We start from the raw sequence: 12,165 nt of genomic DNA on the forward strand, positions 1-12,165 counted from the left end.
ATCCGCTGCTGCTGTCGGCCGCGGCGGCGCGGGCGGCCAACGCGCTGCCGGCCGGCGCCGGATTGCGCCAATGGCTGGACCCGCGCAGCGGGCGCCATGCCGTCTTCGACAGCGCCAACCGCGCCTACGTCACCGACCTGGACACGCCCGCCGACCTGGCGGCGCTGCGCGACGCGCTGGCGCCGGCGAGTGTCGACTGGCCGCCCGCGGCGGCCTGACGCGGTCGCCGCGCGCCGCCCCTCAGGCCAGGCTGCGCATGGCCTGGTCCATATCGGCGATCAGGTCTTCCTCGTGCTCCAGGCCGATGGAAATGCGGATCAGGCCTTCGGACACGCCGGCCGCGTCTCGCTCGGCCGCCGGCACGCCCGAATGCGTGGTCGAGGCCGGATGGCACACCAGCGACTCGGTGCCGCCCAGGCTCACCGCCGACTTGAACAGCCGCAGCGCGTTAATGAAGCGGAACGCCTTGGCGCGGCCGCCGTCCAGCACGAACGCGAAGGTCGAGCCCGGGCCGGTGCACTGGCGCTTGTAGACCGCCTGGTAGGCCTCGTCGGCGATGATCTCGGGGTGATAGATGCGCACCTTCTCGTGCGGATTGCCGGCCAGCCACTGCGCCACGCGGGTGGCGCTGCGCGCGGCCTGCTTCATGCGCAGCACCACGGTCTCCATCGAGCGCGTGATCATCCAGCACGAATGCGGATCGAGCTGCGAGCCGAAGGCGCTGCGGATGGCGCGCACCTTCTTGATCAGGTCCTTGGTGCCGGTGACGGCGCCGGCCACCAGGTCGCTGTGGCCGCCCACGTACTTGGTCAGCGAGTACACGCACAGGTCCACGCCATGCTCGGCCGGCTTCTGGAAGATCGGGCCCAGCAGCGTGTTGTCGCACACCGAGATCGGGCGATAGCCGTGGCGCGCGGCGAACGCGTCCAGCTCGGCCTTGACCGCCTGGAAGTCGATCAGCGCGTTGGTCGGATTGGCCGGCGTCTCCACGTAGAACAGCTTGACAGGCCCCTTGGCCGCGGCCGCTTCCAGCGCCTCGCGCATGCTCTGCGCCGACAGGCCGTCGTGGATCGGGTGCGAGCCGATGCCCCATTCCGGGAAGATCTTCGCGATCAACGTCTCGGTGCCGCCATACAGCGGCACCGACTGCACCAGCTGGTCGCCCGGGCGCAGGAACGCCAGGAACACCGCGCTGATCGCCGACATGCCGCTGGAGGTCACCGCGGCGTCCTCCGAGCCGTCCAGCAGCGACAGGCGGTCTTCGACGATCTCCAGGTTGGGATGGTTGAAGCGGCTGTACACCAGCCCGGCCGACTCGCCCTGCGGCAGCGGCTTGCGGCCCGACACCAGGTCGAAGAACTCGGCGCCGTCCTCGGCCGAACGGAAGGCGAAGGTCGAGGTGAGGAACACCGGCGGCTTGACCGCGCCCTCGGACAGGAACGGGTCGAAGCCGTACGACATCATCTGCGTTTCGGCGTGCAGGGGACGGCCTGAGATGTCTTTCTTGTGATAGCTGGAATAACTCATGGTGTGCCTCTCAAGGGGGAATGACGGCCTACCGGACGGCGGTATCACGGGTTCGGACACGATAGCGCCGCCGGCCGGGGGATGCAGGGAGTATGGGCGCGTCCGGCCACAATATTCTTTCCATTTATGCTTCAGGAACCGGATAATGGGAAATATCGTTTCCCATAGCCTTGAAACCATGAAAGAGACTGCCTTGTTACATCAACTTGACGCGATCGATTGGAAAATCATGAAAATCCTTCAAGAAGATGGCCGGCTTTCCAACGCCGAACTGGCCGAGCGCGTGTCGCTGTCGGCCTCGCCCTGCTGGAAGCGCCTCAAGCGCCTGGAAAGCTCGGGCGTCATCCGCGGCTACCAGGCCATCCTGGACCGCCGCGCGCTCGGCATGGGGGTGGTGGCGTTCGTCAGCATCTCGCTGGAAAACCACACCGAGAAGACCTGCCACGCGTTCGAGGCCGCCGTGGCCGCCATGCCCGAAGTGCTGGCCTGCCACAACACCACCGGCCAGCACGACTACCTGCTGCACATCGTGGCGCGCGACTTCGACGCCTACTCCGAATTCGTGCGCAACCGGCTGCGCACGCTGCCCGGCGTGAAGGAACTGCTGAGCACGCTGTCGATGCACGAAGTGAAGTCGTCGACCAAGCTGCACCTGTGAGCCGCGCCCATCGCCGAAAAACCACAACCGCAAGGAGTGTCACGAAGCTGTAGCGACCCGTACCTAGAGTGTCGATTCCGATTGAATCCCAAAGAGGACTTCCTGTTATGAAATCGACTCTCCGCATCGCGGCGGCTGGCGCCTGCCTGTCCGTCTTCAGCTTCTCCCCCGCCCTCGCGGCGACGGCCACCTCCAGTTCGGTCCAGCTCTACGGCCTGATCGACACCGGTCTGCAATACCTCAGCAACGGTCCCGGCGGCAACAGCAAGACGGGCATGAGCACGGGCAATCTCAGCGGTTCGCGCTGGGGCCTGCGCGGCACCGAAGACCTGGGCGACGGCCTGTCGACCGTGTTCGTGCTGGAAAACGGCTTCGACTCCGACAACGGCCAGACCATGCAGGGCGGCCGCCTGTTCGGCCGCCAGGCCTACGTGGGCCTGTCGAGCAAGAGCCTGGGCCGCCTGACGCTGGGCCGCCACAACACGCTCATGATCGACTGGATGAGCAAGTACAACCCGTTCGACAACGCCAACTTCTCGATCAAGCGCCCCGACGCCGCCTTCTCCGACCGCACCGACAACGCGGTGATGTACGTCGGCAAGTTCGGCCCCGTGTCCGTCGGCGGCTACTACAGCTTCGGCTGGAACAACGAGCAGTCGTTCGACGACAAGACGCTGGGCCGCATGATCGGCGGCGGCGTGCGCTACCAGTCCGGCGGCCTGGACGCCGGCGTGCTGTATCACTCGAAGAACGCCGACAAGCCGGCCAAGGGCGCCAACAGCGACAACCGCGAAGACCGCATCGTCGCGGGCCTGTCGTACGACTTCGAAGGCGTCAAGGTCTATGCCGGCTACCGCTGGCTGGAACAGAAGCTGACGCAGCGCAACTACAAGAACAACCTGACCTGGCTGGGCGTGACCTACCTGCCGGTGTCGAACAACCGCCTGTCGTTCGCCGTGTACCACCTGAACGACTCGGTCTGCGACGACATGAACAACGCCGTCTGCCCGGCCGCGCAGGCCGCCGGCACCGGCCAGAAGTCCACCATGTTCGTCCTGGGCAACGAATATGACCTGTCCAAGCGCACCACCGTCTATGCCGTCGCGGCCTACGCGGTGAACGACGACAAGTCGGCGCAGAGCCTGATCGGCGGCAAGTACGGCGCCAACGTCGAGCCGGGCAAGAACCAGTTCGGCCTGAACCTTGGCCTGCGGCACCGGTTTTGAACGCGCTTGAACCTTCCGCGGGCGGCACGGCGATCGCCGTGCGCGGCCTGCGCCACGCCTTCAACGGCCACACCGTGCTGGACGGCGTCGACCTGGACGTGCCCGCGGGCACTGTCCTGGCGCTGCTGGGTCCGTCGGGCTGCGGCAAGAGCACCCTGCTCAAGTCGCTCGCCGGCCTGCTGCGGCCGCAGGGCGGCAGCATCGCCTTCGGCGATGCCGTCGTCTGCGACGCGCAGCGCCACGAACCGCCCGAACGCCGCGGCCTCGGCATGGTGTTCCAGGACTACGCGCTGTGGCCGCACATGAGCGTGGCCGGCAACGTCGCCTTTCCGCTGGAAATGCGCGGCGTCGCCCGGCGCGAGCGGCCGGCGCGGGTGCGGGAAGCCCTGGCCCTGGTCGGCCTGGGCGAGCACGCCGCGCGCCGGCCCTCGGAACTGTCGGGCGGCCAGCAGCAGCGCGTCGCGCTGGCCCGCGCCATCGTGGCGCGGCCGCGCGTGCTGCTGTTCGACGAACCGCTGTCCAACCTGGACCGGGCCCTGCGCGAATCGCTCTGCGTCGAAATCGGCGCCCTGTTGCGCCGGCTCGGCACCACCGCCGTCTACGTCACCCACGACCACGAGGAAGCCCATGCCCTGGCGCACACGATCGCCCGCATGGAACACGGCCGCATCGCCGACCTCGTGATGTCCAAACCCCAGGACTCTGCCTAAAATGCCCCACGTACCTCTTTCCAAACTACTTGCCACGTTCTTTATGACGCTTTCGTTCGGATTGGCCTCGGGCCAGGCCAAGGCGCTGACCGTTTACACCGCGGGCCCCGGCGGCCTGATCAAGCAGCTGGCCGCCGGCTTCCAGGAGAAGACCGGCATCAAGGTCGACGTGTTCCAGGCCACCACCGGCAAGGTCATGGCCCGGCTCGAAGCCGAGGCCGCCAACCCGCGCGCCGACGTGCTGATCTCGGCCTCGTGGGACACCGCGCAGGACCTCGACCAGCGCGGCTGGCTGCTGGCCTATGACAGCCCCAACGCGGCCCAGGTGCCGGCCCGCTTCAAGACCCCGACCTACGTGGCGCAGGGCATCTCGGCGCTGGGCATCGTCTGGAATTCGCGCAGCGGCACGCCCGAACCGCGCGACTGGTCAGACCTGACCGGCCCGCAGTTCAAGCAGAAGGTCACCACCCCCGACCCGGCCCTGTCGGGCGCCTCGCTCGACCTGCTGCTGGGCCTGCAAAGCGCCCAGGGCGAATCGGCCTGGAAGCTGTTCGAGACGCTGCGCGACAACTGCATGACCATCTCCGGCCCCAACGCCCAGGCGCTGACGCCAGTGCTGCAGGGCGCCAAGGCGGCGGTGTTCGGCGCGGTCGACTACGTGTCGTACGCCAGCGTCGAGAAAGGCGAATCGATCAAGGTGATCTTCCCGTCCAGCGGCACCGCCATCGCGCCGCGCCCGATGATGATCCTGAAGACCACCAAGGCGCCCGACCAGGCGCGCCAGTTCATCGACTACGTGCTGTCCGAGGACGGCCAGCGCGCCGTCGCCGACGCCTGGCTGATGCCGGCGCGCCAGGACGTGGCCGGCAAGCGGCCGCTGTTCAAGGACCTGGCGCTGCTGCCCGAGACCGCGCCCGGCGCCTCGCGCGCCGAGGTGCTGGCGCGTTTCGCGCGCCTGTTCGGCCAACACTGACAGGCCGGGATGCCGGCGCGTCCGGCATCCCCACCCCGACCATGAAAAGCGTCTTTCTCCTGGCGGCCATCACCGTGGCCGCCCTGGGCGTGCTCGTCGCCCTGCCGATGGCCTTCGTCGCGCTGCAGGCCGTCTTTCCCCATCTGGCCGAAGGCTCGCTGCGCAATCCCTTCGGCGCCTGGGCCGCCACCCTGGCCACGCCGGCGGCGCTGACGCTGGTGGGCGGCACGCTCAAGCTGGGCCTGGGCGTGGCCGCCGTCAGCGCCCTCATCGGCATTCCGCTGGGCGCGCTGCGCGGCCTGTTCCAGGTGCCGCTGGCGCGGCTCTGGGACCTGCTGTTCCTGGTGCCGTTCCTGCTGCCGCCCTACATCGCCGCGCTGTCGTGGACCATGGCGCTGCAACCGCGCGGCTACCTGGAGCAACTGACGGGCTTGCATCTCGGACCGCTGCTGTTCTCGCCCGCCGGCGTGACGCTGGCAATGGGGCTGGCGATCTTTCCGGTGGTGTATTTCGCCGTCTCGCGCAGCATGGCCGCCACCGGCGCGCGCCTGGCCGACGTCGCGCGCGTGTTCGGCGCCGGCCCGTGGCGCGCATTCCTGCGCGTGACCTTGCCGCTGGCCCTGCCGGCCATCGCCGCCAGCCTGCTGCTGGCCTTCACGCTGGCGATCGAGGAATACGGCGTGCCCGCCGCGCTGGGCTCGCAGGCCGGCGTCGCCGTCATGACCACCGCCATCGAGCGGCGCCTGGCGGACTGGCCCATCGACCTGCCGGGCGCGGCGCTGCTGTCGCTGGTGCTGGTGGCGCTGGCGCTGACGGCCTACGCGGTGCAGCGCGCGCTGGTCGCCGGACGCGGCTTCGAGACCACCACCGGCAAGCCCGCGCCGCTGGCGCGCGGCCGGCTCGGCGCCTGTCGCTGGCCGGTGCTGGGCCTGTTCGCGGCGGTCGCGCTGGTGGCGGTGGCGGCGCCGCTGGCATCGATGCTGGCCGCGGCCCTGACGCGCCACGTCTCCGCCGGGCTGTCGCTGGACAACCTGACCCTGGCCAATTTCGCGGCCTTGTTCCAGGCTGGCGGCGAGGCCTGGCAGGCGCTTTCGACCAGCCTGCTGCTGGCCACCGGCACCGCGCTGGCCGCGGGCGCCGTGGGCCTGCTGGCGGCCTGGTGCGTGGCCGGCCGCCACGTGCCGGGCGCGGCCGTCATCGACGCGCTGGCGCTGCTGCCCGCGGCGCTGCCCGGCGTGGTGGTGGGGGTCGGCCTGATCCTGGCCTGGAACCAGCCGTTCTGGCCGGCCTCGCCGTATGGCACCTGGGGCATCCTGCTGCTGTCGTACACCAGCCTGCTGCTGCCCTACCCGGTGCGCTACGTCAGCGCCGCGCTGGCGCAGCTCGGCGCCAACCTGGAGGCGGCGGCGCGGGTGCATGGCGCCAGCGCCGCGGCGGCCTTGCGCCGCATCGTGCTGCCGCTGGTGCTGCCCGGCCTGGCGGCCGCGATGCTGATGGTGTTCGCCGTGGCCTCGCGCGAACTGGTCACCTCGCTGCTGCTGGCGCCCGCCGGCGTGCAGACAGTGTCGGTGTTCGTCTGGCGGCAGTTCGAGCAGGGTTCGGTGGGCGAAGGCATGGCCATGGCCGCGGTGGCCGTCGGCGTCAGCCTGACGCTGATGCTGGCCGCCACCTCGATCCGGCGCGGCCGGTCGGCCTAGCGGCCTGGCGGCGTTTTACATCTGGCCCTGCACCACGCGGTTGCGGCCCTGGTTCTTGGCCTGATAGAGGCCGCGGTCGGCCACCTGGATCAGGTCGGTGCACGGCTGGTCGGCGGCCGGCACGGCGGTGGCCGTGCCGATGCTGACGGTCAGCCAGGGGCCGCCGTTGGTGTCCTTCTGCGGAATCTGCATGGCCTCGACGGCGCGGCGCAGCTTCTCGGCGGCCAGCCGGGCGCTGCCCGACGGCGTGCCCGGCAGCACCAGCGCGAATTCCTCGCCGCCGAAGCGCGCGGCCAGGTCGGTGGAGCGGTCGCAGCTGGCGAAGATGGTGTTGGCGACGCGCTTGAGCGCCTCGTCGCCGGCGATGTGGCCGTAGGTGTCGTTGTAGGACTTGAAATGGTCCACGTCGATCATCAGCATGCTGATCTCGCGGCCATCGCGGCGCGCCCGCAGCCATTCGGCATTGAGGTATTCGTCGAAATAGCGGCGGTTGCCCAGGCCCGTCAGGCCGTCGGAATTGGTCAGGCGGCGCAGCTCCATATTGCTTTCCAGCAGCTGCTGCTGGCTCTGGCGCAGCGCCTGGTAGGCCTCGTCGCGCTGCACCAGCGCCAGATACGAGCGCGAGTGATAGCGAATGCGCGCCACCAGCTCGATCGAATCCGGCAGCTTCACCAGATAGTCGTTGGCGCCGGCCGCGAAGGCCGCGCTCTTGATGGCCGGGTCTTCCTTGGTCGACAGCACGATGATGGGGATGTCGCGCGTGACCGGATGGCTACGGTATTCCTGCACCAGGCTCAGGCCGTCCACGCCCGGCAGCACCAGGTCCTGCAGGATCACCGTGGGCCGCGTCTGCACCGCCACGGTCAGCGCCTTGTAGGGGTCCGAGCAGTAATGGAAGTCGATATTGCCCTCCGTGGCCAGGGCCCGGCGGATGGCCTCGCCGACCATGACCTGATCGTCGACCAGCAGCACCATGGCCGCGTGCGAGTTCAGGTCGGCCGAGGCCGGGCTGTCAAAGGGGGGGTGCATAGTCTCGTTCCTTGATTTCTAGCGATATCCGCCGGATCAGGCAAACGCCTGGATCAAGCGGGGTGCGATCTTGTCCAGCGCACGGATTTCAACGGCGGCCTGCATCGCGGCGGCCGCCTTGGGCATGCCATAGACCGCGCTGGTGGCCTGGTCCTGGGCGATGGTCAGGCAGCCACGTTCGCGCAGCGCCTTCAGGCCGCGCGCCCCGTCCTGCCCCATGCCCGTCAGCAGCACGCCGACGACCAGGCCGCGCCAATGCTGCGCGACGCTATGGAAAAATACATCAATAGAGGGCCGGTACAGGCTTTCTTTCGGATTCTCGGTGTAACGCAGCGTACCATCGGCCAGCAGGTGCAGATGGTCGTCGGTGCCGGCCAGCAGCACCTGTCCGGGCGCCGGCCGCTCGCCCTCGCGCACCAGCCGCACCGGCAGCGCGATCTGGTCATTGAGCCAGTCGGCCATGCCGGCCGCGAAGGATGCGTCCACGTGCTGCACCAGCACGATGCCGGCGGGAAAGCTCAACGGAATGTCGCGCAGCAGCTGCGCCAGCGTGGACGGGCCGCCGGCCGAGGCGCCGATCACCAGCAGGCCCTGCGACGGATCGGCCTGGGGCGCGGTGCGGGCCACCGGGCTGAGCGCGGTGCGATTGCTGCCGTAGCGCCCGATCAGCCAGCCGATGTTGCGGATCTTGCGCAAGAGCGGCGCCGCCGCGCTGCGCAGGTCGGCGCTGCCGACCACCGGCGTGTCGGCGGCATCCAGGGCGCCGTAGCCCATGGCGTCGAACACCCGCGCGGTGTGGCGCGCCACGTCGACCGTGACCACCACGATGGCGCAAGGCGATTCGGCCATGATGCGGCGGGTGGCCTCGACGCCGTCCATGACGGGCATGATGAGGTCCATCAGCACCACGTCGGGCCGGTCCAGGGCGCATTGCTCGACGGCCTCCTGGCCGTTGGACGCGACCCAGGCCACTTCCAGCCCCGGCTCCAGCGCGATGACGCGCCTGAGGGTTTCCACCGCCATCTGAAGATCGTTGACGATTCCGATTCTCACGTCCGCGCCTTTCCGATCAGGTCTTCCACGGCGTCCAGCAAGGCATCGTCGTGGAAACTACCCTTGGCCAGATAATAGTCGGCGCCCGCGTCCAGCCCGCGTCGCCGGTCCTCTTCGCGATCCTTGTAAGACACTACCATCACCGGCAGGCTTTGCAACTTGGGATCTGCCTTGATGCGCGACACCAGTTCGATGCCGTCCATGCGCGGCATGTCGACATCGGTCACGACCAGGTCAAAGGCCTCGTTGCGCAGCATGTTCCAGCCGTCCATGCCGTCCACCGCCACCGCCACCTCGAAACCCCGGTTCAGCAGCAGCTTGCGTTCCAGTTCCCGCACCGTCAGCGAATCGTCCACCACCAGCACGCGCTTGCGGCGCCGCGCCTGCGCCACCGGGCCGCCGCCGTCGACCCGGGCCAGGCGGCCGCCCTCGACCAGCTTCTGCACCGACAGCAGCATGTCCTCGACGTCCAGGATCAGGAGCGGCGTGCCGTCGTCCATCAGCGAACCGGCCATCACGTCCTGCACCTTGCCCAGGCGCGGATCGAGCGGCTGCACCACCAGCGTGCGCTCGCCCACGTAGCGGTCCACGGCGATGCCGTAAAGGCGGTCGTGATCGCCGACCACCACCACCGACAGGGTCTCGGCGGCCGGCGCCGGCTCGCCCGAGTGCAGGATCTGGCGCGCCGACACCAGGCCGATCTGGCGGTCCATGAAGCGGAAATGCTGGTGCCCTTCGAGCTGCTCGATGTCCTGCGCCCGCACCTGCAGCGCATGGCTGACGTAGGCCAGCGGGAACGCGTAGATGTCGCCCTGCACCTCGACCAGCAGGCTGCGCACCACCGACAGCGACAGCGGCATCTCCAGCACGAAACGCGTGCCCTGCCCGGTCTGCTGGTGGATGCGAACCGCGCCGCGCAGCTGCCGCACCATGGTCTGCACCACGTCCAGCCCGACGCCGCGGCCCGAGATCTCGGTGACCTCGCCGCGCGTGCTGAAGCCGGACAGGAACAGGAATTCCAGCAGTTCGGCCTCGCTCAGGCGGGCGGCGGTCTCGGCGTTGGTCAGCTTGCGCTGCACCACCTCGACCCGCAGGCGGTCCAGCGAAATGCCGCCGCCGTCGTCGCTCAATTCGATCAGCAGCATGCCGGCCGCGTGGCGCGCCGACAGCCGGATGCGGCCCTCGGCGGGCTTGCCGGCGTCGAGCCGGTCCATCGGCATCTCGATGCCGTGGTCCACCGCGTTGCGCAGCAGGTGCATCAGGGGCGCGTCCAGCTTGTCGAGGATGTCGCGGTCGACCTGGGTCGAATCGCCCTCGATCTCCAGGCGCACCTGCTTGCCCAGCGAGCGGCCCAGGTCGCGCACCATGCGCGCCATGCCGCCCAGGCCGTCGCCGAACGGCCGCATGCGGCAGGCCAGCGCGGTGTCGTACAGGCGCTGCGCCAGATGGCCCATGCGCCAGCCGAACTCGTCGACCTCGCCGGCGCGCTGGATCAATTCCTGCTGGCAGGCCTCGACGATGCGCTGGGCATCGTCCAGCGCCGCCTGGCCGCGGGCGTCCACCTGCACGCCGGCCAGCGCCGCGCGCAGGCTGTCCAGCGCCTGCCCGGCGCCCGATTGCAGGCGCCGCAGGCGCAGCATCGAGGCGCTGAACGGCGCGATCCAGTGCGATTCGACCAGCGTTTCGCTGGACAGGCCCAGCAGCTTGTTGAGCGTGTCGGCCGTGACCCGCAGCACCCGCTCGCCCTCGCCCAGCGTCTGGTCGGAACTGCGGCGCGCGGGCGGCGGGGCCGGCGGCGGATCGTCGGGCTGGTGGATCGGCGGCAGGAAGTCCGAGGGTTTGGGCGCACGCTCGACCACCGGCGCGGCCGGCGGCGCGTTGGGGGCATTGGACAGGCGCGCCACCAGGTCGTCGATGGCATCGCCCAGGTCGGCGCCCGGCGTCGCCACCCGTTGCAGCAGATCCGTGCCCTGCAGCAGCGCGTCGATGTCGGCCGCCTGCAGCCGCAGGCGCCCTTCCTGCGCCGCCACCAGGCAGTCTTCCATGGCGTGCGCGATGCGCACCGCCGGATGCAGGTCGACGATGCGGGCCGCGCCCTTGAGCGAATGCGCCGCGCGCATGCAGGCCTCGAGCTGCGCCGCCGAGGTCGGATCGTGCTCCAGCGCCAGCAGGCCGTTGTTGAGCACCTGCACCTGATTGCGGGTTTCCAGCTGGAACAGCTCCAGCAGCGAGGCGTCGCGCATCTGGTCCGGGTTCACGCCAGGCTCCGTTCCAAGGCTTGCATCAACAGGGTCTCGTCCAGCACGCCGACACTGCGGGCGCCGCAGCGGACCACCCCGCGCGAATACTTCAGGCTGGCCCCTTCGACCGTGGCCGGCAGCGCTTCGAGCGCGTCCAGGTCCACGCTGTGGATGCCTTCCACTTCGTCGACCGGCAACACCACCGCGCGGCCCGCGCCGCCGAAGATCAGCATGCGCGCCGCGGCGGGCCGCTCGCGGCCGTTGTCGACCGCCGCGCCGTCCAGGCCCAGCAGCCGGCCCAGCGACACGCAGACGGTGAGCGTGCCGCGCACGTTGGTCACGCCCAGCACCGCCGGATCGCGCCGGTGCGGCAGCGACAGGATGGCGCGGGTGCCGGCCACCTCGTCCAGCGCCTTGGTCGGCAGGCCCAGCCATTCGCCCTGCAGCCGGAACACCAGCAGCGACGAGAGCCGCGCCTGGACCTTGCGCGCGGCGCCGTCGACCGGCGCGGCGATCTGCGGCGGCAGGCGGTCGAGGATGCGCTTGGCGGCGCCCGCATACACCGGGCAATTGCGGCAATGCACGTACTCGGGCAGGCGCTCGCAGCGCTTGTCGCCGCGGCTGCCGATGCGGTTCCAGCAATCGTCCACTTCCGCCAGGCTGGCCAGGAAATCACTCACGGCGGGCCTCCTGGCGCGCGGCGCGCGCCTGCAGGCGGCGGGCGCCTTCCGCGTCGCCCTCGGATTCGACCAGCGCGGCCAGGTGCAGCAGCGCCTCGCGGTGGGTCGGATCCAGGTACAGCGCCTTGCGGTAGGCGGCCTGCGCCTGGCGCGTGTCGCCGCCGGCATCCTGCAGCAGGCCCAGCAGATACAGCGCGTCGGCGCTGGCGCCATGCTCGGCCAGGTGGATGCGGCATTGAGCCATGGCCTCCTGCACCCGGCCCTGGTCGGCCAGCACGGCGATGGCGCGCAAGGCGGCATCGTTTCCGCTGTCCGCCGGCCTGGCGGGCGCGGCGGCGGGCGACGGGCGCGGCGAGGGGGCCAGCGTGGATG

11 protein-coding genes and 1 pseudogene are annotated in these 12,165 nt (G+C 69.9%); 6 read left to right on the forward strand and 6 right to left on the reverse strand.

Annotation, left to right across the window (positions count from 1 at the left end; all coding sequences use genetic code 11):
• On the forward strand, positions 1-218 hold a 218-nt coding region (locus H0523_RS30200; RefSeq protein WP_180180259.1), incomplete at its 5' end, for a hypothetical protein.
• A 22-nt stretch (positions 219-240) separates the two neighbouring features.
• On the opposite strand, the gene H0523_RS30205 is transcribed toward H0523_RS30200, so the two are convergent.
• A complete protein-coding gene (locus tag H0523_RS30205) occupies positions 241-1,527 on the reverse strand; it encodes a cystathionine gamma-synthase family protein (RefSeq protein ID WP_054460990.1) in 1,287 nt (428 codons plus the stop codon).
• A gap of 178 nt (positions 1,528-1,705) precedes the next feature.
• Between H0523_RS30205 and H0523_RS30210 the strand changes: the two genes are divergently transcribed.
• The 5 genes from H0523_RS30210 (at position 1,706) to H0523_RS30230 (ending at position 6,791) form a co-directional block, all read left to right on the forward strand.
• Complete coding sequence (locus H0523_RS30210) at positions 1,706-2,185, forward strand: Lrp/AsnC family transcriptional regulator (protein ID WP_082380495.1); 480 nt, start codon at positions 1,706-1,708, stop codon at positions 2,183-2,185.
• Positions 2,186-2,292: 107 nt separating this feature from the next.
• Positions 2,293-3,411 carry a porin gene (locus tag H0523_RS30215; RefSeq protein WP_054434725.1) on the forward strand — a complete coding sequence of 373 codons (1,119 nt, stop codon included), beginning with the start codon at positions 2,293-2,295 and terminating at the stop codon, positions 3,409-3,411.
• Entirely contained in the window at positions 3,408-4,121 is a 714-nt protein-coding gene (locus tag H0523_RS30220) for an ABC transporter ATP-binding protein (protein ID WP_054434723.1), read from the forward strand. The genes H0523_RS30215 and H0523_RS30220 overlap by 4 nt, the downstream gene beginning before the upstream one ends.
• 43 nt (positions 4,122-4,164) lie before the next feature.
• The gene (locus tag H0523_RS30225) at positions 4,165-5,094 is read left to right on the forward strand and encodes an ABC transporter substrate-binding protein (RefSeq protein ID WP_197287390.1); all 930 of its coding nucleotides are present in this window, start codon (positions 4,165-4,167) and stop codon (positions 5,092-5,094) included.
• A gap of 41 nt (positions 5,095-5,135) precedes the next feature.
• On the forward strand, positions 5,136-6,791 hold the full coding sequence (locus tag H0523_RS30230) for an ABC transporter permease (protein ID WP_180180260.1): 1,656 nt from the start codon (positions 5,136-5,138) through the stop codon (positions 6,789-6,791).
• Between the two features lie 15 nt (positions 6,792-6,806).
• Here H0523_RS30230 and H0523_RS30235 read toward each other — a convergent pair whose 3' ends face one another.
• The 5 genes and pseudogenes from H0523_RS30235 to H0523_RS30255 all read right to left on the reverse strand — a co-directional run.
• Entirely contained in the window at positions 6,807-7,820 is a 1,014-nt protein-coding gene (locus tag H0523_RS30235) for a response regulator (RefSeq protein WP_054434717.1), read from the reverse strand.
• 36 nt (positions 7,821-7,856) lie between these two features.
• Complete coding sequence (locus H0523_RS30240; RefSeq protein ID WP_054434715.1) at positions 7,857-8,873, reverse strand: chemotaxis response regulator protein-glutamate methylesterase; 1,017 nt, start codon at positions 8,871-8,873, stop codon at positions 7,857-7,859.
• On the reverse strand, positions 8,870-11,131 hold the full coding sequence (locus H0523_RS30245; protein WP_054434714.1) for a hybrid sensor histidine kinase/response regulator: 2,262 nt from the start codon (positions 11,129-11,131) through the stop codon (positions 8,870-8,872). Before H0523_RS30245 ends, H0523_RS30240 begins: the two co-directional genes overlap by 4 nt.
• Entirely contained in the window at positions 11,128-11,793 is a 666-nt protein-coding gene (locus H0523_RS30250) for a chemotaxis protein CheW (RefSeq protein WP_054434712.1), read from the reverse strand. The genes H0523_RS30245 and H0523_RS30250 overlap by 4 nt, the downstream gene beginning before the upstream one ends.
• A pseudogene (locus H0523_RS30255) lies at positions 11,786-12,165 on the reverse strand (CheR family methyltransferase); the annotation flags it as partial. The gene H0523_RS30250 and the pseudogene H0523_RS30255, both read right to left, overlap by 8 nt.

It is taken from the genome of Achromobacter insuavis, from assembly GCF_902859645.1.
In the GTDB taxonomy this organism is placed as follows: Bacteria; Pseudomonadota; Gammaproteobacteria; order Burkholderiales; family Burkholderiaceae_B; genus Achromobacter; species Achromobacter insuavis.